At 75.0% G+C, this 19,142-nt stretch carries 20 protein-coding genes; 11 read left to right on the forward strand and 9 right to left on the reverse strand.

Going from position 1 to position 19,142, the window contains the following annotated elements; genetic code table 11:
• Positions 1–126 precede the first annotated feature (126 nt).
• Entirely contained in the window at positions 127–1,020 is an 894-nt protein-coding gene (locus tag ACQPYD_RS02560) for a LysR family transcriptional regulator (protein WP_433699600.1), read from the reverse strand.
• A gap of 141 nt (positions 1,021–1,161) precedes the next feature.
• Between ACQPYD_RS02560 and ACQPYD_RS02565 the strand changes: the two genes are divergently transcribed.
• The 3 genes from ACQPYD_RS02565 to ACQPYD_RS02575 all read left to right on the forward strand — a co-directional run bounded on the left by ACQPYD_RS02565 (position 1,162) and on the right by ACQPYD_RS02575 (position 4,354).
• A complete protein-coding gene (locus tag ACQPYD_RS02565) occupies positions 1,162–2,175 on the forward strand; it encodes a Bug family tripartite tricarboxylate transporter substrate binding protein (protein ID WP_433699601.1) in 1,014 nt (337 codons plus the stop codon).
• A gap of 224 nt (positions 2,176–2,399) precedes the next feature.
• Positions 2,400–2,825: a tripartite tricarboxylate transporter TctB family protein gene (locus ACQPYD_RS02570; RefSeq protein WP_433699602.1), complete on the forward strand. Its 426-nt coding sequence runs from the start codon at positions 2,400–2,402 to the stop codon at positions 2,823–2,825.
• Positions 2,826–2,833: 8 nt separating this feature from the next.
• Positions 2,834–4,354 (forward strand): tripartite tricarboxylate transporter permease, encoded by a 1,521-nt coding sequence (locus ACQPYD_RS02575; RefSeq protein ID WP_433699603.1) that lies wholly within the window; start codon positions 2,834–2,836, stop codon positions 4,352–4,354.
• Between the two features lie 24 nt (positions 4,355–4,378).
• Here the strand turns inward: ACQPYD_RS02575 and ACQPYD_RS02580 are convergent, their stop codons facing one another.
• The gene (locus ACQPYD_RS02580) at positions 4,379–5,032 is read right to left on the reverse strand and encodes an HNH endonuclease family protein (protein WP_433699604.1); all 654 of its coding nucleotides are present in this window, start codon (positions 5,030–5,032) and stop codon (positions 4,379–4,381) included.
• 221 nt (positions 5,033–5,253) lie between these two features.
• Positions 5,254–5,670: an arsenate reductase ArsC gene (locus ACQPYD_RS02585; RefSeq protein ID WP_433699605.1), complete on the reverse strand. Its 417-nt coding sequence runs from the start codon at positions 5,668–5,670 to the stop codon at positions 5,254–5,256.
• A 100-nt stretch (positions 5,671–5,770) separates the two neighbouring features.
• Between ACQPYD_RS02585 and ACQPYD_RS02590 the strand changes: the two genes are divergently transcribed.
• The 3 genes from ACQPYD_RS02590 to ACQPYD_RS02600 all read left to right on the forward strand — a co-directional run bounded on the left by ACQPYD_RS02590 (position 5,771) and on the right by ACQPYD_RS02600 (position 8,278).
• Positions 5,771–6,055: an ArsR/SmtB family transcription factor gene (locus tag ACQPYD_RS02590; protein WP_433699606.1), complete on the forward strand. Its 285-nt coding sequence runs from the start codon at positions 5,771–5,773 to the stop codon at positions 6,053–6,055.
• Positions 6,055–7,137, forward strand: coding sequence for an ACR3 family arsenite efflux transporter (gene arsB / locus ACQPYD_RS02595; protein ID WP_433699607.1), 1,083 nt, complete (start codon positions 6,055–6,057; stop codon positions 7,135–7,137). Before ACQPYD_RS02590 ends, arsB begins: the two co-directional genes overlap by 1 nt.
• Before the next feature lie 67 nt (positions 7,138–7,204).
• Positions 7,205–8,278 carry an ArsO family NAD(P)H-dependent flavin-containing monooxygenase gene (locus ACQPYD_RS02600; RefSeq protein ID WP_433699608.1) on the forward strand — a complete coding sequence of 358 codons (1,074 nt, stop codon included), beginning with the start codon at positions 7,205–7,207 and terminating at the stop codon, positions 8,276–8,278.
• 28 nt (positions 8,279–8,306) lie between these two features.
• Here the strand turns inward: ACQPYD_RS02600 and ACQPYD_RS02605 are convergent, their stop codons facing one another.
• Positions 8,307–9,173, reverse strand: coding sequence for an LLM class F420-dependent oxidoreductase (locus tag ACQPYD_RS02605; RefSeq protein ID WP_433699609.1), 867 nt, complete (start codon positions 9,171–9,173; stop codon positions 8,307–8,309).
• A gap of 234 nt (positions 9,174–9,407) precedes the next feature.
• Here ACQPYD_RS02605 and ACQPYD_RS02610 point away from each other — a divergent pair, with 234 nt between their 5' ends.
• The 3 genes from ACQPYD_RS02610 (at position 9,408) to ACQPYD_RS02620 (ending at position 11,499) form a co-directional block, all read left to right on the forward strand.
• Positions 9,408–9,611: a hypothetical protein gene (locus ACQPYD_RS02610; RefSeq protein WP_433699610.1), complete on the forward strand. Its 204-nt coding sequence runs from the start codon at positions 9,408–9,410 to the stop codon at positions 9,609–9,611.
• Positions 9,612–9,758: 147 nt separating this feature from the next.
• The gene (locus ACQPYD_RS02615) at positions 9,759–10,838 is read left to right on the forward strand and encodes a DUF2293 domain-containing protein (protein ID WP_433699611.1); all 1,080 of its coding nucleotides are present in this window, start codon (positions 9,759–9,761) and stop codon (positions 10,836–10,838) included.
• Between the two features lie 169 nt (positions 10,839–11,007).
• The gene (locus tag ACQPYD_RS02620; RefSeq protein ID WP_433699612.1) at positions 11,008–11,499 is read left to right on the forward strand and encodes an FBP domain-containing protein; all 492 of its coding nucleotides are present in this window, start codon (positions 11,008–11,010) and stop codon (positions 11,497–11,499) included.
• Positions 11,500–11,610: 111 nt separating this feature from the next.
• On the opposite strand, the gene ACQPYD_RS02625 is transcribed toward ACQPYD_RS02620, so the two are convergent.
• Both ACQPYD_RS02625 and ACQPYD_RS02630 read right to left on the reverse strand, forming a co-directional pair.
• Entirely contained in the window at positions 11,611–11,805 is a 195-nt protein-coding gene (locus tag ACQPYD_RS02625) for a DUF1918 domain-containing protein (RefSeq protein WP_433699613.1), read from the reverse strand.
• 171 nt (positions 11,806–11,976) lie between these two features.
• Entirely contained in the window at positions 11,977–12,624 is a 648-nt protein-coding gene (locus ACQPYD_RS02630) for a YdcF family protein (protein WP_433699614.1), read from the reverse strand.
• Positions 12,625–12,744: 120 nt separating this feature from the next.
• Between ACQPYD_RS02630 and ACQPYD_RS02635 the strand changes: the two genes are divergently transcribed.
• Both ACQPYD_RS02635 and ACQPYD_RS02640 read left to right on the forward strand, forming a co-directional pair.
• Positions 12,745–13,875 (forward strand): ATP-binding cassette domain-containing protein, encoded by a 1,131-nt coding sequence (locus tag ACQPYD_RS02635; protein ID WP_433699615.1) that lies wholly within the window; start codon positions 12,745–12,747, stop codon positions 13,873–13,875.
• A 65-nt stretch (positions 13,876–13,940) separates the two neighbouring features.
• Complete coding sequence (locus tag ACQPYD_RS02640) at positions 13,941–14,858, forward strand: ABC transporter permease (protein ID WP_433699616.1); 918 nt, start codon at positions 13,941–13,943, stop codon at positions 14,856–14,858.
• Positions 14,859–15,070: 212 nt separating this feature from the next.
• On the opposite strand, the gene ACQPYD_RS02645 is transcribed toward ACQPYD_RS02640, so the two are convergent.
• The 3 genes from ACQPYD_RS02645 to ACQPYD_RS02655 form a co-directional block, all read right to left on the reverse strand.
• A complete protein-coding gene (locus ACQPYD_RS02645) occupies positions 15,071–16,357 on the reverse strand; it encodes an alpha/beta hydrolase family protein (RefSeq protein WP_433699617.1) in 1,287 nt (428 codons plus the stop codon).
• 233 nt (positions 16,358–16,590) lie between these two features.
• Positions 16,591–17,220 carry a response regulator gene (locus ACQPYD_RS02650; RefSeq protein ID WP_433701927.1) on the reverse strand — a complete coding sequence of 210 codons (630 nt, stop codon included), beginning with the start codon at positions 17,218–17,220 and terminating at the stop codon, positions 16,591–16,593.
• A 106-nt stretch (positions 17,221–17,326) separates the two neighbouring features.
• Positions 17,327–18,976 (reverse strand): sensor histidine kinase, encoded by a 1,650-nt coding sequence (locus tag ACQPYD_RS02655; RefSeq protein WP_433699618.1) that lies wholly within the window; start codon positions 18,974–18,976, stop codon positions 17,327–17,329.
• Positions 18,977–19,142 lie beyond the last annotated feature (166 nt).

Raw genomic sequence — 19,142 nt, forward strand, 5'->3', positions numbered from 1 at the left:
GTCATCCTTAGGTCGGCAGGTCGGGGGTCTCCCTGGCGGGGGCCGGGGCGGTGTTGCCGTTACCGTACGGAGAAGCGTTCGATGCTGTCCAAGAGTTGTTGGGCATTAACTGATACCGGACGGGTATCACGGCACGGCGGCCCCCTCCGGGGGCCATGCCTCCAGGGCCCGCCGCACGGCGGGGTTGCGCGACTCCCGCAGCCACAGCAGGTGGAGTTCGACCGGGTCCTCCGGCAGGTCCGCGATCTCCAGGTAGGCGACGCCGTCGATGCCCAGCCCGGTCGCCGACCGGGGCACGAACGCGACCCCCCTCCCCGCGGCCACCAGCCACACCATGGTCAGGACCTGGCTGACCGTGTGCACGACGTTCTGGTGGGAGATGGGGACCAGGCGCACCACGAGGTCGTAGAAGTAGCGGGCCCTGGTCGGCGAGTGCATGATCAGCGGCACGTCGACCAGCTCCTCCGCGGCCACGGGGCCCGTGTGCCGCGCCAGGGGGTGGCCCTCCGGCACGGCGACCAGCATCCGCTCGCGGTGCTGGACCCGGGAGCCGAACAGCTCGGTGTCGAAGGGGGGCCGGGCCAGCCCGAGGTCGACCTCCTCGTTGAGGAGCGCCGCCACCTGTTCGCGGGTGACCATCTCGAACAGCTCGATGTTGATCTCCGGCAGGACCTCCTCCAGCCGGTTCAGGAGGCCGCCGAGGGGGCCGTAGGACGACGCCGCGGTGAACCCGATCCTGAGCGTCCCGCTCGACCCCGCCGAGATCCGCCGGGCGTGGTCCGGCGCGCTCTCGGCCAGGGTGAGCAGCCGGCGGGCCTCGATGAGGAACGCCTCGCCCGCCGCGGTCAGGGACACGCGCCGGCGGTCGCGCTCCAGCAGCTGCACGCCGACCGTGCGTTCGAGCTTCTGGATCTGGCGGCTCAGAGGGGGTTGCGTCATGGAGAGCCGTTCGGCCGCCCGCCCGAAGTGCAGTTCCTCGGCGACGGCGACGAAGCCGCGCAGCTGGTCGAAGGAGAACATGATGCCAGAAAGGTATCATCTTATGCCGTATTTGCCTTGGACATGCATGGATAACTCCTCTTAGGCTGCCAGACACTCACGAACGTGACGGCACTCACAGTGCACGAAGTGGCGGGCACCCGCCGGATCGAAGGAGTTCGCATGACCCAGGCGCCAGGGAAGAGAACCGCACGTCCAGGGGCGGTTCTCGGGCTCACCGCGGCTCTGTCCCTCTCCGTCGCCGCGTGCGGCGGGAACCTGTCCGGCGGCGCTGCGGGGGGCGAGTTCCCGAGCGGGCCGATCACGATCGCCGTCGGGCAGGACCCGGGCGGGAGCACCGACCTGATCGCCCGCGCTCTGGCCGAGGGCCTCACGGACGACCTCGGCGTCGCCGCCCCCGTGGTCAACACCCCCGGCGCCAACGGCGCCCTGGCGGCCAACGAGGTCGCGGGCCAGGAGCCGGACGGCCAGAACCTGCTGGTCATCAACGCCTCCCTGACCGCGATCACCCCCCTCGCGGTCTCCGAGGACGAGGCCGTCGCCATCGACGACTTCGAGGTGGTCGCCGGGATCTCCCGCGACGACTACGTGCTGGTCTCGTCCCCCGCCTCCGGCCTGGAGACGCTCGCGGACCTGGAGGACGCCGGGGACGACCTCAAGTTCGGCACCACCGGGGTGGGCACGGGCAGCCAGCTCGCCCAGGAGCTCCTCTTCAACCAGGCCGGGATCTCCGGCACCGCCGTCCCCTTCAACAGCGGCGCGCCCACGCTCACCGCCGTCCTCGGCGACCAGGTGGACGTCGCCGCGATCCAGCTCGGCGAGGCGATCGGGCAGATCGAGGCCGGTGAGCTGAACGCCCTCCTCACCTTCTCCGCGGAGCGCAACGAGTTCCTGGAGGACACCCCCACCGCCGTCGAGGAGGGGTACGAGGTCGAGGTGGCCCAGTACCGCGCGCTCGTCGCCCCCTCCGGCACCCCCGACGACGTCCTGGAGCGCCTGCGCGAGGCGAGCGAGGCCGCGTTCGCCACCGAGCAGTACCGGGCCTTCAACGAGGACAACCTGCTCACCGCGCACGAGATCCCCGGCGACCAGGTGGTCGAGGAGTGGACGGCCTCCCTGGAGTCGTACCGGTCCATGACGGAGGAGTACGGCATCGACCTCGGCGGTTCGCAGTGATCACCTCGCGGAGCGGGAGCCAGGAGGCCGAAGGGGGCGCTGAGGAGGCCGCCGCCGTGCCGGGGCCGCCGGAGGGGTCCGGCCGCGGTGCCGGGGCCTCCGGTGCGGCAGGGGTTCCCGAGGGACGGCGGGGCCCGGACGGGGCGGAGGCCGGCGAACCCGCCGGTCCCGGTCCCGGCGAACCGGAGACGGCCGAGGAGCCCGCACCGCCCCCCGCGGGCCCCGTGACCAACACCGTGGTCGCCCTCGTGGTCGTCGCCCTCGGCGCCGCCGGGCTGGCCGGCTCGTGGTCGCTCGGCCTGGGCGAGGCGTCGGCCCCCTCCGCCGGCATGTGGCCGTTCCTGGTCAGCGCGGCGATCACCTGCCTCGGCGCCGCCCTGGTGTTCCGGGCGCGGCGGACCCGGGACGCCGAGAGGTTCTCCTCGTCCAGCTGGGCGGTCCTGGCCGGCCTGGCCACCATGGCGGCCTTCGCCTCCCTCGTCGGGGTGATCGGCTTCGAGATCCCGGCCGCGGTGCTGGCCTTCGTGTGGCTGCGGTTCATCGGCGGCGAGTCCTGGCGCCTGTCCGTCCTGACCAGCCTCGGCATCGTGGTCGCCTTCTACCTGCTCTTCGTCGCTGTCCTGGCAGTGCCGATCCCCCACCTCTTCTAGGAGCGACGATGGATTTCCTGACCCCCGTGGTCGACGGGTTCGGCGTCGTCCTCGAACCGGCCAACCTGCTCTACTGCCTGCTCGGCGTCGTGGTCGGGATGCTGGTCGGCGTGCTCCCCGGACTCGGCCCGGCGGCGACCATCGCCATCCTGCTGCCCCTCACCTTCGGGGTGGAGCCGGTGACCGCGATCATCATGCTCGCGGGCATCTTCTACGGAGCCCAGTACGGCGGCACCATCACCTCCGTCCTGCTCCGGCTCCCCGGCGAGGCCTCCTCCGTGGTGACCGTCTTCGACGGCCACGCCCTGGCGCGCAAGGGCAAGGCGGGGACCGCGCTCGGCATCGCGGCGATCGGGTCCTTCGTGGGCGGCACGGTGTCGATCGTGGCCCTGTCGCTGCTCGCGCCCGTGGTCGCGGGCTTCGCCCTGGACTTCGGCCCCCCGGAGTACACGGCGCTGGCCCTGCTGGGCATCCTGCTGGTCGCCACGGTCAGCAACGGCGGGCGCGTGAAGGCGATCGTCGCCGCGTGCCTCGGCCTCCTCCTGGCCACGGTCGGACGCGACATGTTCACGGGCGCGGAGCGGTTCACCTTCGAGTCCCTCTCCCTGGCGGACGGGCTCGACTTCGTCCCGATCGCGATGGGCGTCTTCGGCCTCGGCGAGATCCTCTACAACCTGGAGGAGCGGAGGAAGGGCGCGGTCGCCCCGGCCAGGGTGGCCAACGCGTGGCCCTCCCGCGCCGACCTGCGCCGGTCGTCCGGGGCGATCGGCCGCGGCTCCGTGCTCGGCTTCTTCCTCGGCATCCTCCCCGGCGGCGGCGCCACGCTGTCGTCCCTCGCGGCGTACGCGCTGGAGAAGCGCCGGTCCAGGACGCCCGAGCGCTTCGGCCACGGAGCGGTCGAGGGCGTGGCGGCGCCGGAGTCGGCGAACAACGCGGCCGCGACCTCCTCCTTCATCCCGCTGCTCACGCTCGGGATCCCCGCCAACGCCACGATGGCGATGATCTTCGGCGCGCTCATGATCCAGGGCGTGACCCCCGGGCCCCAGCTGGTCTCCGAGGACCCCGACCTGTTCTGGGGCGTGGTGAACTCGATGTACATCGGGAACATCCTGCTGCTGATCATGAGCATCCCGCTGGTGGGGCTGTTCGTGAAGATCCTGCGGGTCCGGGGGAGCATCCTCGCCCCGATCACCGTGCTGATCACGCTGGTGGGCGTCTACACGGTCCGCAACAGCGTCTTCGACATCGCCCTCGTGGTGGTGTTCGGCCTGGTCGGCTACCTGATGAAGAAGTTCGGCTTCGAGCCCGGCCCGCTGGTGCTCGCGTTCGTCCTCGGGTCCCTGCTGGAGACCTCGCTGCGCCGCTCGCTCCTCGTCTTCGACGGGGACCCGACCGGGTTCCTCACCCGGCCGATCTCCGGCACGCTGCTCCTGCTGCTGGCCGTCGTGGTCCTCCTCCCGCTCGCGCAGAAGCTGTTCAGGGCGCGGCGCGGGACCGCCCGGGCGGAGCGGGAGAAGGCGGACGCCTGACCCGCCCGCCCGGACGGGCGGGGGTCAGGCCGCGGGCACGGTGTCGACCACGGCGTCGGGGCACTCCGCGGCGGCCGTCGCGAGGACGTCCGCCTCGGCCTGGTCGACGCTGAGCGACCAGCGCGTCTTCACGGTGGTCCACTCGGTGACGTACCGGCACAGGGCGGCCTCCGACGGGGGCAGCCACTGGGCCGGGTCCTTGTCGGCCTTGGCGCGGTTCTCCCTCGCGGTGACCGCGACCAGGGCGACCTCCTCGTCGAGGTCGTTGGCGTAGGCGCGGCGCCGCTCGGTGGTCCACTCCGAGGCCCCGGAGTCCCATGCCTCGGCGAGGGGCACCATGTGGTCGATGTCGAGCCCCCGCGCCTCGGTGTGGACGCGGTCGTCGTAGTAGCTCTGCCACTCGCCCCCGGTCAGGCGGCACCGCTCGTCGGCCTCGGGGGCGGTGGTGGCCTCGGCGATCAGGACCTCCATACGGGTGTTGCAGCCGTCGCCGTCCTGGTCGGTCCAGTGCGGGAACAGGGAGCGGTCGTAGCCCTCCCGGCTCTCGCCGGCGACGGGCAGCGCCGCGACGGCGTCGGCGAGGGGGACGGGCGCGGCAGCGTGGGCGGTGGCGGGGGAGAGGGCGAGGACGGCGAGGCCGAGGGCGCCGGCGGTTGCGGTGAGAGCTGACGGGCGCAAGGGAATCCTTCACGTCGGTTGCAGTGTGTGAAGGGTCTGCGCCGTACGGTGGCCACGGAAACGCGGACGCCCGCCACGGGGACCAGGGGCCGGGTGCAGACCGGGGGAAGCCGGGGCAAGGCCCCCGGCGGGCGCGGTGTATCGGCCATGCCTGCGGTGTGAGCGGGGCGGGGCCGATACCCGGGCGGCCGGGGCGGGCGCCGGGCGGAGGGGCGCGGCGGTCAGGCCCCGCCGGGCACGAGCTCGCCGATGAGGGCCTCGACGCGCCTCCTGATCTCGTCGCGGACGGGGCGGACGGCCTCCACGCCCAGGCCTGCGGGGTCGGGCAGGTCCCAGTCCAGGTAGCGCTTGCCGGGGAAGAACGGGCAGGCGTCGCCGCATCCCATCGTGACGCACACGTCGGAGGCCTCGACGGCCCGGTCGGTGAGGACCCGGGGGCGTTGGCCGGTGATGTCGACGCCGACCTCGGCCATGGCCTCGACGACGGCGGGGTTGAGGGAGTCGGCGGGGGCCGAGCCCGCGGAGCGGACCTCGATCCGGCCCCCGGAGAGGTGGCGGAGCCAGGCCGCGGCCATCTGGGAGCGCCCGGCGTTGTGCACGCAGACGAACAGGACGGACGGCTTGCGGTGGTCGCCCATGGCGGTTTCCCCTGTTCGGTTCGGGTGCGGTGGGACGTGGTCCCGGCGGCTGTCGGCGCGATAGTATCAGCACGTGCTGATATCAGTGGATGCTGACTTGATGAGAGTGCTCTCCGACCCCCTGCGCCTGAGGATCGTGACCCTGCTGGCCCGCGAGACCCTGTGCACGACCCACCTCGTGGAGGAGACCGGGGCCCGGCAGACCAACCTGTCCAACCACCTGCGGATCCTGCGCGAGGCGGGAGTGGTGGAGACCGAGCCCTGCGGCCGGTTCACCTACTACCGGCTCCGCCCCGAGGCGCTGGAGGCCCTCTCGGAGGGGCTGGCCGGACTGGCCGCCGCGGCCCGTGCCTCCGGCGCGGCGCAGAACCGGAGGCCGTGCTGATGGCCCCGACCGACAGGACCACCACCGGCACGGACGGGTCCCTCGTCGCGAAACTCTCGCTCCTGGACCGGTTCCTCGCGGTGTGGATCCTGCTCGCCATGGCCGTGGGCCTGGGGCTGGGCCGCCTGGTGCCGGGGCTGAACGAGGCCCTGGCCTCGGTGGAGGTCGGCGGGATCTCCCTGCCCATCGCCCTGGGCCTGCTCATCATGATGTACCCGGTGCTGGCCAAGGTCCGCTACGACCGGCTGGACACCGTCGCCCGCGACCGGCGCCTGCTGGTCTCCTCCCTGGTGGTCAACTGGGTCGTCGGCCCGGCCGTGATGTTCGCCCTGGCGTGGATCTTCCTGGCCGACCTGCCCGAGTACCGCACCGGCCTGATCATCGTCGGCCTGGCCCGCTGCATCGCCATGGTCGTCATCTGGAACGACCTCGCGTGCGGCGACCGCGAGGCCGCCGCCGTCCTGGTGGCGCTCAACTCCGTCTTCCAGGTGCTCGTGTTCGGCGTGCTCGGCTGGTTCTACCTCGACCTGCTCCCCGGGTGGCTGGGCCTGGACACCGACGGACTGGACGTCAGCCCGTGGCTGATCGCCCTCAACGTGGCCGTCTTCCTCGGCATCCCCCTGGTCGCGGGGTTCCTGACCCGCCTGCTCGGGGAGAGGAGGATGGGTCGGGAGCGCTACGAGTCGGCGTTCCTGCCCCGGATCGGACCCTGGGCCCTGTACGGACTGCTGTTCACCGTCGTCCTGCTCTTCGCCCTCCAGGGTGAGAGGATCACCGGCCGGCCCCTGGACGTGGTGCGCATCGCGGTTCCGCTGCTGGCCTACTTCGCCCTCATGTGGTTCGGCAGCTTCGCCCTCGGCAAGGCGATCGGCCTGGGCTACGACCGCACCGCCACGCTGGCCTTCACCGCGGCGGGCAACAACTTCGAGCTGGCCATCGCGGTGGCGATCGCGACCTTCGGCGTCACCTCCGGACAGGCCCTGGCCGGTGTCGTGGGCCCCCTCATCGAGGTGCCCGTGCTCATCGCCCTGGTCCACGTCTCCCTGGCCCGGCGGCGGAGGTTCGCCCCAGGTCGGAGGTAGGAGGGCCGCCGCGGGAGGACCGGGCGGCGGGGACGGGCATCGTGGGACGGAGTACGGAGGGGACGGGATGGACGCGCGTGACCACAGGTTCGACGCGGTGGTGATCGGCGGAGGCCAGGCCGGGCTCGCCGCGGGGTACTACCTGAGGAGGGCGGGAGCCGACTTCGCCGTCCTGGACGCCGGGACGCGGCCGGGCGGGTCCTGGAACGAGTACTGGGGATCGCTGCGGCTGTTCTCCCCGGCGGAGCACAGCATGCTGCCCGGCTGGTGGATGCCGCGGGAGGAGGGGCGGGAGTACCCCTCGGCAGGGCACGTCGCCCGGTACCTGTCCGCGTACGAGCGGCGCTACGGGCTTCCGGTGCGCCGCCCGGTGACCGTCACGGGCGTGGAGCGCGAACCCGGCGGACTCGCGGTCCGCGCCGGTACGCGGACCTGGCACGCCCGGCACGTCGTCAGCGCGACCGGGACGTGGAGGGCCCCGTACATCCCCTCCGTCCCGGGCCGCGAGGACTTCGGGGGCGTCCAGGCGCACACCGCGGACTACCGGGGCCCCGGCGCGTTCGCGGGGCGGCGGGTGGTGGTCGTCGGCGGCGGCAACTCGGCCGCGCAGATCCTCGCCGAACTCTCCGAGGTCGCCACGACCACGTGGACGACCTCCCGGCCGCCGCGGTTCCTGCCCGACGACGTGGACGGCCGGGCGCTGTTCGCCATCGCCACCCGGCGCCAGAGGGCCGTTCGCGACGGCTCGGGGGCCGGGGCCCCCGGCCCCGGGGACCTCGGCGACATCGTCGCCGTGCCGGGCGTGCGCGAGGCCCGCGCCCGCGGCGCACTCGAGGCGGAGCCGATGTTCGACCGGGTCACCGCGACGGGCGTGGCCTGGGCCGACGGCACGGTCCTGGACTGCGACGCGATCCTGTGGTGCACCGGCTTCCGTCCGGTCCTCGACCACCTCGCCCCGCTCGTGCCGTCGGCCGGCGGGGGGCGGATCGCCCTGGACGGGACCCGCTCCGCGGACGAGCCGCGCCTGACCCTCCTGGGGTACGGCGACTGGACCGGGGCGGCCTCGGCCACCCTCATCGGCGCGGGCCGCACCGCCAAGGAGGCCGTCGCCGGGATCGTCGCCGACCTGGAGGCCGGGTAGCGTCCGGGCCGGGCCGCGGAGGCGCGTCCTACGCCTCGGCGACCTCGGGGAGCGCCGAGGTCAGCAGGTCGATCGCGCGGCGGGGGTCCGGGAACCCCTGGCCGAACGCGTACGCCACCGTGAACCCGGCCTCCCGCAGGTCCAGCATCTGCCCGACCAGGGCGCCCCGGGACGTGTCGGGCGTGAAGGGGAACGTGGCGGTCTTCTCGACGGTGTCGTAGTCGCGGCCCACCGCGTCGCAGTGGCCCCTGAGGACGTCGAGCTTGTGCCGTGCCCCGGGGCCGCCGAAGAGGTTGCAGGCGTCCGCGTACTGCGCGACCAGCCGCAGGGTCTTGCGCTCGCCCGTGCCGCCGACCATCAGGTACGGGTGCGGGACGGAGAGGTTCTGCGGCGAGTTCAGGGTGCGGGCCAGCTGGTAGTGCTCGCTCTGGTAGGCGCCGTCGCCGTCGCCCCACATCTGGAGGCAGATCTGGAGGGTCTCCTCCAGGCGTGTGAACCGCTCGGCCGTCGGCGGGAACGGGATGCCGAGCCCGCGCGCCTCGTCCTCGTACCAGGCGGCGCCGATGCCCAGCCCGGCCCGGCCGCCGGAGAGCACGTCCAGGGTGCTGACCTGCTTGGCCAGGACCCCGGGATGCCGGTACACGGCCGCCGTGACCAGGGTGTGCAGCAGCACCCGCTCGGTGTTCGCGGCCAGGAACCCGAGGGTGGTGTAGGCCTCCAGCATGTCGTTCTCGCGGGGGCCGGTGGCGTCGCCCATCTGCCACAGGTGGTCCATCACGGTGATGCGGGCGATCCCCGCCGCTTCGGCGTGGCGGGCCGTCTCGGCGAGCGTGCGGCCCAGTGCGGGGGCCCCGCCGGCCCAGGTGAAGTCGGCTATGTGCAGACCGAGTTCCATGTGTCCTCCTCGACGCGGGCCCGGCGGTGTCCGGTCCCGTGCCCAGTGTGCGCCCGCGGCCCCGGCCGGGCCGGGGTGTGACACGGCCGGGACGCGTGCCGCCCGGACCGGCGGGCGGGACCGCCCGCGTCGGACCGCCCGCGTCGGCGGCGTCCCGGTTCACGGCCTGCGGCGCGTCCCGGATAGGGTGTGGGCCGTGTCGGCCCCGGCACCGGACAGTGGGGAGGAGAACGGGTGAGGATCTCCTCCGTCGTCTCCTTCGCGGTCTTCGTGCTCGTGTTCATGGTGTCCCGGGAGGCCACCCGCCGCGCCCTCGAGTCGTGGGTCGCGCTGGAGGGCGTCGTCCTGTGGGGTGCCTCCTTCGCCGCTTCGCTGGCACTCGCCGCCCTCGCCTCCGGCGCCGTTCTCCACGTCGCCCGCCTCCTCGGGCGGGACTGAGCCCGGCTCCGCCGCGCTCCCGGGCACGTCGGCGGGCGGCCCGGCGCCCCGCCCGCCGGGGGCGGAGGCCGCACCGCCCCGGGCGGAACACGCCCTAGGCTGGTGCGCCGAGACGTCGGATGAGCGGAACGGTCGGGGAACACGGGCATGCAGCCGGATCTGGAGACGAAGCTGGGACGCAGGGTGGCGGCCGCCGCGACCGGCGCCGTCGCACGGCGCGGGGCGGTGTCCGTGCTGGACGCGTTCACCTCCCTGGGATGGGTCACGGACAAGGCCCTCGACACCTGGCGCCAGGGGCGCGCCGACTCCCTCGGCGCGCTCGTCCAGGCGCCCGCCGCCCGGCAGCGCGAGGCCGTCGAGCTCCTGCGCGCGTGGGCCGAGCGGCAGCGCATGACACGGGAGGAGGGCGAGTACCTCGCCGCGTCCCGTGAGCGGCGCGACCTGCGGTTCACGGCCGACGGGGATCCGCGCTGGGAAGAGGCCTTCCGGGCCCACTGGATCTCGCCCGACGCGACCGGGGCGCAGCGCAAGCGGGAGGAGAAGCGCCGTACCAAGGCCCCCGACCTCGTCGTGCTGGAGTCCGCGGGCCCGTGGGAGTGCGCCTCCTGCGGGGAGCCCGGGACGGACCTGCAGTGCGTGGAGGACGCCGCCCCGCACTGCCTGGCCTGCACCGACATGGACCACCTCGTCTTCCTGCCGGCGGGCGACGCCGCGCTCACCCGCCGTGCGAAGAAGGAGAGCGGGCTCTCGGCGGTCGTCATGCGCTGGGTCCCCTCCCGCCGCAAGCACCGGAGGACGGGCCTGCTCGTGGAGGAGCCCGCGCTGGAGAGGGCCGAGGCCCTGTGCCTGGCGGACGAGGACGTCCGGGAGCGCCGACGCGAGCGGGACGCGGTCCGCCGCGCGGCGCAGGACGTGGAGTTCCAGGGGCGCTTCGCCGAGGAGATCGCCCTCCGGTTCCCGGGGTGCCCGGACGGCCGCGCGCTGCGGATCGCGGAGCACGCGGGCACCCGCGGCAGCGGAAGGGTGGGCCGGTCGGCGGCGGGCCGCGCCCTGGACCCCGGGGCGGTGCGCCGCGCGGTCGTGGCGTCGATCCGGCACGAGGACACCGACTACGACGAACTGCTGATGGCCGGCGTTCCCCGCGAGGAGGCGCGCTCCCGCATCGCGGACCGCATCGACCGGGTGCTGGCCGCGTGGGGCCGGGAGGGCGTCCCCCCGGGCGCCTGACGGCGCGGGCGCCCCCGGCCCCCGCGGCGGGCCGTCCCGTTCCCGGCGGACCCGCGGGCCCCGCCCGTCCGGGGCCTTCGCCGAGCCCCGGCGCACGTCAGGGCGGGCGGCGACCCCGCGGCGGATATCCCGTTGCCGGGGGCGTCCGCGCAGGTCTAGCGTTTCCACCATGAGAGCTGTGACCGAGAAGGAGATCCGCGGATCGTTCGTCAACTGTTCCAAGGGGGAGGCGACGAGGCTGGCCCTGCCGCGCGACCTCGCGACGCGTCCGTGGGAGGACCTGGACTTCCTCGGCTGGCGCGACCACACCGCGCACGAGCGCGCCTACCTGGTCATCGAACGGGACGAGGGGCTCGTGGGGGTGGCGTTCCGGCTGCCGAGCGTGCGGACGGGGCTGCGCCGCAGCATGTGCTCGGTGTGCCTGACCACGCACCCGGGCCAGGGGGTGACCCTGATGGCCGCGCCCCGGGCGGGGAGGGCCGGGCGGGAGGGGAACACGGTGGGGCTGCACATGTGCACGGACTTCGCCTGCTCGCTGTACGTGCGCGGCAAGAAGGCGCCGGAGACCGGCGGCCGGTTCGAGGAGTCCCTCACCGTGGACGAGCAGATCGAGCGGGCCACGACCAACCTGTCGGGCTTCCTGGACCGCGTGACCGCGTGACCGAATGACCGGACGGCGGGGCCACCGCGTACGGGGCGGTCGGGGCCCCGTCCCCGGACGGGCGGCCGTCCCGGCGCGGGGCGGCGGCCGCCCCGCCGCCCCGCGCCGCCGTCAGTCCACCGGATCGCGGGGCTCCACCACCGTGTCCGGCCCGGGGTAGATCAGCCGCTCCTGGCCGTTCGGGAACCGCACCACGTACGGGGGGCCGTCCTCGGCCCCGCGCACCTCCACGATCTCCCCGGTGTGCTGCCCCTCTGTGCTGGTGACGCCGTGCATGTGCACGTGGTCGCCGACGGACGCCCGCATGTCCTCCCCCGTTCCGGCCGGGTCGGTCCGGCCTCGAACGGGGCCTACCCGCGGTCCCGGCCCCGTGAAACGGGCGGGCCCGGCGCGCCCCCCGACACCGGGGCCCTCCCCGGGCGGCCCGCCGGTCCGGGACCGCCCCCGCCGTCCGGGGAGGCCGACCGGCCAGGCCGTTCAGGGGGCGATGAGGCGGCCGTCGTACCCGGCGCGGACGAGCGCGTCGAAGGCCGCGAGCACGTCGTCCGGCACCGGCTGGGGGATCGAGAAACCGCGCGCCGGGTACTCGATCACCCGCTGCATGTCGCCCACGACCATGTCCACCACCAGCTTCTCGTCGCCGATGTCCGCGATGTACTCGTCGAGCGAGAGGGGGGCGGAGGAGCACACGGGCTCCACGGACGGCCACAGCTTGCGGACGGTCGCGTACGCCCGCCGCTCCATGTACGGCTTGCAGACCACCAGCACGGTCCGCGGGTCCAGCCCGCTCCGGGCGACGAGGTCGCGGGTGAAGGCGATGTTCTCCCCGGTGTTGGCGGAGTCCGGCTCCACCAGCACCGCCTCCTCCGGGACGCCCAGCGAGAGCACGTGCTCGCGGTAGTGGACGGCCTCCCCGCGCGGGAACCGGGCGAGGGTCGACGGGCTGTTGCCCCCGCTCAGGACGAGGACCGGGAACAGGCCCCGGTGGTACAGCCCGGCCGCGTGGGCGGCCACCCCCAGGTTGGTGCCGCCCAGCGCGACGGCGATGTCGGCGGGGCGCGTCCCGTGGCCCATGAGGTGGTGCCTCCACAGCAGCTCCGCGTGGCGGCGGTCGGTCTCGCGCATGGGCGCCTCCGGACTCTAGGCACAAGTGAGTAGTCGGGCCCCGACGAACCACAGATGTGGGGAGGGGGCGCCGGTTCCTAGCGTGGTGCACCGAGGTTCCGGAGAGAAGCGGGGGACGCGGTGATCACCGTACGAGACCTGACCAAGCGCTACGGGAGGGGGAAGGCCGTGGACGGGCTGACGTTCACGGCCGAGCCGGGGCGGGTGACCGGGTTCCTGGGGCCCAACGGCGCCGGGAAGTCCACCACGATGCGGGTGCTGCTGGGCCTGGTCCGGCCCACGTCGGGGGAGGCCCTGGTCAACGGGCGGTCGTACGAACGGCTGGCGCGCCCCTCGCGCGAGGTCGGCGCACTGCTGTCCCCGGACGCCGCGCACCCGGGCCGCAGCGCTCGCGCGCACCTCACCGCGAAGGCGGTGGGAGCGGGGATCCCCCGGCGCCGCGTGGACGAGGTCCTGGCGGAGGTCGGGCTGGCGGAGGTCGACCGCAGAAGGGTCGGCGGCTACTCGCTCGGCATGAGGCAGCGGCTGGGCGTCGCCGACGCCCTGCTGGGCGACCCGGGCGTGCTCCTGTTCGACGAACCGGTGAACGGGCTCGACCTGGACGGCGTGCGGTGGATGCGCGACCTGACGCGGGGGCTGGCCGCCGAGGGCCGCACGGTGTTCGTCTCCAGCCACCTGATGAGCGAGATGGAGACGGTCGCCGACCACCTGGTCGTCGTGGGCCGGGGGAGGCTCATCGCGGACGCCCCCCTCGACGACGTGATCGCGGCGTGGTCGCGCAAGCACGTCCTGGTGCGCACTCCGGACGCCGGTCGGCTGCGGGAGCGGTTGGAGAAGGCCGCCCCGGGGGCGCGCGTCGAGGACGCGTCCGGGGACGGGGCGGGGGACGCGGTCGGCACGGACCGCCCCGGTGCGGGGGAGGGCCCCGGCGGGGAGGCGGTCCCCGGCGGGCCGGGCCGGGGACGGGCGGCGGGGGAGCGCGGCGGGCCCGCCGCCGGGCTGCGCGTGTTCGGACTCGGCGCGGAGGAGGTCGGCGACCACGCGCACGCGGCGGGCGCGCGGGTCCACGGCCTGCGGGTCGTGGAGGCCTCGCTGGAACAGGCCTACCTGGAGCTCACGGGGGACGCCGTCGAGTACGGCTCCCGCGCGGGAAGGGCCTCGCGGCGGTCCGCCGGGGCCTCCGGCACGGGAACCGGCGCCGGGGCGGCCTCCCCGGCCTCCCCGGTCGGGACCGGGGGGACGGCGGTCTGATGCGGACGGGACGGCGGCGGGACGGAGAGGGAGCGGGAGGCGGCGGAATGCGAGGGCGGGACGGGATGAGCGGTACGCGCAGGGGCGGACGGGCCGGGCGGGGGAACGGGGCTCCGGGGGAGGGGGCCGGCGGAGCGGTCGCCCGCGGAAGCGGTCCGGGTGCCGGGGCGTCCCGGAGCGCCGGCGGGGAGGGGCCGCCCCGGGCCGGCGCCGAACTGCTCCGGGAGACCGGGGCCGAGTGGGTCCGGCAGTCGTCGCTGCGGTCCACCTGGGCGGTGGCCGCGGTGGCGCTGGCGGGCATGGCCGTGTTCGCGGCCCTGATGGGGTACACCGAGCTGACGCGCATCCTGGAGAACCCGGACGAGGCGGACAGCGCCGCGTTCATGCGGCTCACCTCCCAGGGACACTACTACCTGGTGCAGTTCGCGGTGCTGGTCCTCGCGGCGCTCGCCTCCACCGGCGAGTTCGCCAACCACAGCGTCACGAGCACGCTGCTGTGGCGGCCGAGGCGGGGGGTGGTGCTGGCGGCGCGCACGCTGGTGTCCGCGGGGCTGGCCTTCGCGGTGGGAGTGCTCTCGACCCTGGTGGGGGTGGCGGTGCTGGCGGGGTTCGTGGCCCCGTACGCGGGCGTCGACGTGCCGGAGGCGGCGGCGACGGCGCTGAGCGCGGGCCTGTGCATGGCGCTGTTCGCGGTGCTGTTCACCGGTGTCGGCACGGCCCTGCGGAGCATGCCGGGCACGATCACCCTGGGTTTCCTGATGCTGCTGGGCCTGCCGATGGTCATGCAGCTGTCCCAGGTGCAGGCGATCAGCGACGCCGCGGCGCTGATGCCGGGGCTGGCCGGCATCGAGTTCTACGCGGGGGGCGACGTGGGGTTCTACACGGCGCCCTACGACGGGCCGGTGAACATCCTGGCCGTGGTGGGCTGGGCCGTGGCCGCGCAGGTCGTGGCCCGCACCGAGCTGCGCGTCCGCGACGTCTAGCGGACCGGGCGGCGGGGCCCGGGGACCCGCCCCGCTTCCGCGCCGTCCGTTCCCCGGACCCGCGCGCCGCGCCCCGGGGCGAACGGCCGGGACCGACCGGCCGTGTCCGGCGGGTCTTCCCCCGCCCCCGGCGAGGGGGCGGCCGGGGCCCGGCACGGCGGACCGGGCGGCGGGGGCATGCCGCCCGGCCCCCCGCCCGGGGCGGGGGCCGGTCAGGGCTGTTCCACGAACTCCACGGCGGGGAAGTCGGCGGAGGGCCCGTCGAGCAGCGGCACGTCCTCGCCGCGCAGGTGGGCGTCGAAGAACGCCGTGATGTAGGCGCGCTGGGTCCGTACCGACTCCTCGGGGTCGATCGTGCCGATGCCCGCCTCGGTCGACTCGCGCCACGCGTTCGAGTCCGGGCGGTGGACCTCGGCGACGGCGGGAAGGATCCACTGGTGGTCCGTGTAGCCCATGTGCTCGGCGTCGGCCGTGTACAGCTCCAGGACGGGCGCGGACGAGGCCCGCACGAACCTCTGGAAGGCCTCGTTGTACCCGCTGTTGTGCGGCAGGCGCCGGACACCGGACAGCCCGGCGCCGAGGATCGCGAACGGCCGGTCGGCCCCCTCCAGGGTGGAGTCCGCCCACACCCCGTCCCCCGTGTGGTAGGAGAGGGAGCCGTCCAGGTCGACGCCCGCGTCGATCCGGTCGTCCACCAGCATGGCCTCGGCCGTGGTCAGGCCCCCGGCGGAGTGGCCGAACATGCCCAGGGCGCCGGTGTCGAGGGAAGCGCCCAGGCCGGCGGGCAGTTCCCGGCCGGCCGCGTCGGGGTTGCGCCCGGCGGCCAGTTCCGCCACCTGGTCCAGGACGAAGCGGGTGTCCGCCGTCCGGACCGCGACGGCCTCCCGGTACGTCTCCGTCTCCGTGTCCGGGACCCGGGTCCGGATGACGCGCCCGTCCGGAAGGTCGACGGCGGGCGTCTCGTAGGTGTGGTCCATGGACACGACCGCGTAGCCGTGGGAGGCGAGCTCCTCGGCGTTCGAGGTGCTGAGGAACCGGTTCATCCTGAATCCGTGCGAGAAGAGCACGACGGGGAAGGGGCCCGCGTCGGCCGCGGCGTCCGCGTCCAGGAGGGCGTTGGCGCGGGACGACTCGAAGTCCACGGTGTCGCGGTGGAGCCCGACCTGCTCCAGCTCGCTCCGCAGCGTCCCGCTGAGCGACCCGGTCATGTACGGGGCCCGCTCCTCCCCGCCGTCCACGGCCGGGTACCAGACGCTCACCGTGAGGTCCCTGTCGTCGGAGCCCTCCGCCCACGGGTGGCCGCGGCCGGGATCGACGAGGTGGAGTTCCGTGCGGCCGACCGGGTGCGGACCGGTGGGCTCGGGAGGGTGGAGGACCACGCTTCCCGGGTCGGTGGCGGCGGTGATGACGGCGGGGGCGGAGAACGTCGCGGCGAGGACGAGCGCGGCGGACCCGTAGGCGAGCGCGCGCTTCCTCCCGGCGGAACCGGTACTGGGCATGTGCAGCATCGTCGCCCCCCGGGGCGCCCCCGCGCATCGCCTGGACGTCAGCGGGCGGATAGGCACAAAGGGGTAGGCGGGCGGAGGACCGCGCCTCCCCGGCGGCCGGGTCGGCGGCCCCGGAGGGGGCGGACCGCCGGTGGTCGCGGGAGGGGACCGGGTGCGCGGAGCCGCAGAACCGCGGAGCCGCGGAACCGCAGAACCGCGGGGCCCGGTCGGGGCCCGGGGCCGCGTCAGCGCCCCCGGAGCAGCCCGGCCTCGTGGGCGAGGACGGCGGCCTGGACCCGGTTGCGGACGCCGAGCCCGGTGAGGATGGCCCCCACGTGCACCTTCACGGTGCCCGGGGCGATGGCGAGGCGGCGGGCGACCTCGTCGTTCGAGCAGCCCTCGCCGACCAGAGCCAGCACCTCGCGCTCGCGCGCGGTGAGCCGGCCCACCCGCTCGCGGGCGGCCGACTCCCGGGACAGGCGGGGGCCGGAGGCGTCGAGTGCGTCGATCACCCGGCGCGCCACCTCCGGCGACAGGTAGGCGCCGCCGTCCGCGACGGCGCGCAGCCCCGCCACCAGCTGCTGGGGGTCGCCGCTCTTGAGGACGAACCCGTCGGCTCCCCCCGCCAGGGCCCGGCCGATGTAGGCGTCCTCGGAGAAGGTGGTGAGGACGACGACCGCCGTCCCCGGGTGCTCCGCGACGATCGCCTCCGTCGCCGACAGGCCGTCCGTGCCGGGCATCTGGACGTCGAGCAGGGCGATGTCGGGCCGGAGCTCCGCGACCAGGGCCACGGCGGCGGCGCCGTCGGCGGCCTCTCCCACGACCTCGATGCCGGGCACGGAGGACAGGATGGCGCGGATGCCCGCGCGCATCATCGCCTCGTCGTCGGCGAGGACGACGCGCAGCGTCGTGCCCGCTGCGCCGGCGTCGCGTCCACCGTCTGTCGCGTTCACCCGGACACCCTACCGGCGGCGCGCCCCCTCACTCGAAGCGCCGGATCTCGTCCTTGGCGACGAGGACGCCGTCCGCGAAGCACAGCCGGTAGACCGGCGGCAGCCCGTTCTCGTGGCGGACGAGGTAGTAGGAGCACGCGGCGCCGGGCGGGTCGGGCGGCCGGTGGTCGACCGACCCGCTGGGGTACGCGAAGCGCGGCAGCTCCCGTTCGACCAGGGAACGGTCGTCGCCGACGGAGATCCGTCCGTAGCCCTCCGGCGGCAGGACGCTGTTCGTCCCGACCCACCACAGCAGCGCGAACCCCGCCAGGGCGGCCCCGGCGCCGAGGGCGGCGGGGACGGCCAGGGCGGCCACCAGCCTCCGGCGGGCGCGGACCCTGGCCTCGGCGTGGGCGCGCCGTGTCTGCGACGGCGCGTCCGCCCCGGCCGGGACCCCCGGCGCCGGTCCGGCGCCGTCCCCGCCGGAAGGGGCGTCGGGGACGGTCGCCCGCACGGAGAACCCCCGGCCGGGGGCGCCGTCGGCGGGCCCGGCGGCGAGGTCCCCGCCGAGCCCCTCCACGAGGGAGCGCAGCCCGGCCAGGCCGGAACCCTCCGAGTCCCGGCGGACGGGAACGGACGGCCGACCGCCGCTCGTCCCCGTGTCGAGGACGGACACCCGGGTCAGGTCGCCCTCCCGGACGAGCCGCACGGTGATCTCGGACCCCGGCGCGTACTTGGCGGCGTTGGTGAGCGCCTCCTGGACGACACGGTGCACGGCGGCGCCGCCCGGCGTCTCCGGGTCCGGGTCGGTCCCCTCGCGCAGGAGCCGGACCGACATGCCCGCGTCGGCGGCGCGCCGCACCAGGGCGGTCACCGGTTCGGCCGTGGCGTCGCCGTCGCCCTCGCGCAGCACCCCGATGACCTCGCGCAGGCGCAGGTTGGCCTCGTGGGCGGCGGTGCGCAGTTCCGCGGCGGCGTCCCGCCGGTCCGAGCCCTCGGGCGCGGTCATCTCCAGGGCCGCGGCGCGCACCGCGATCAGCGCCAGGTCGTGGCCCAGGGAGTCGTGCATCCGCGTCGCGATCCGGGCGCGCTCCCGCAGGCGGGCGCGGTCGGCGTCCGCGGCGCGGGCGCGCTCCATCCGCTCCGCGATCGCCCAGCCCTCCCGCGTCAGGCGTGCGCGCAGCAGCAGGTAGCGGCCGAGCAGCCACGGGGTGAGCGTGGTCAGGGCGACGGTCAGCGCCGCGCCCAGCCAGTCCACGGAGCGGGACAGGAAGGTCCGCGTGTCGTAGCCGGACAGGTACGCCGTGGCCGTGAACGCGGCCAGGGTGAACACGCACGCCGCCACCACCATGGCGGTCACCGGGCGGACCCGTTCCGAGCGCAGCCCGGCCAGGAACGCGAGCGGTAGCAGCGCCAGCCACGGCGTGATGACGAAGGTCTCCACCAGGAGCACCCCGGACGCCGTCATCTGGAGGACCCCGGCGGAGAGCATGACGCCCAGGGCGGTCAGCGGGTGCGAACGGGACAGGACGGCGGAGACGGCCAGGGCGAGGACCAGGGCGAGCGCCTCGGACACCGGGGGCCGGTCACGGGCGTCGAACAGCTCGACGACGGTGAGCAGCCCGAGCAGGGTCCACAGGGCCGCCCCGGCGGCCGGGCGGCCCCACCGGAGCACGGTCTCGCGTGTGCCTTCCCGCATGCGCACAGGCTAGCCGGACGGCGGGGGTCGGGGCCGCCGCGGGCCGCCCCGGGGCGGCCTCCGACGAGTCCCCCCGTCGCCGCCGCCACCCGGCCCCCGGGCGTCGGGATCGGCCATGGGTACGGGTACGGGGCCGTCCGGGTCGGAGCCCCGCAGGCCGCACCGG

The organism is Nocardiopsis sp. CA-288880, from assembly GCF_050955985.1.
Classification (GTDB): domain Bacteria; phylum Actinomycetota; class Actinomycetes; order Streptosporangiales; family Streptosporangiaceae; genus Nocardiopsis; species Nocardiopsis tropica.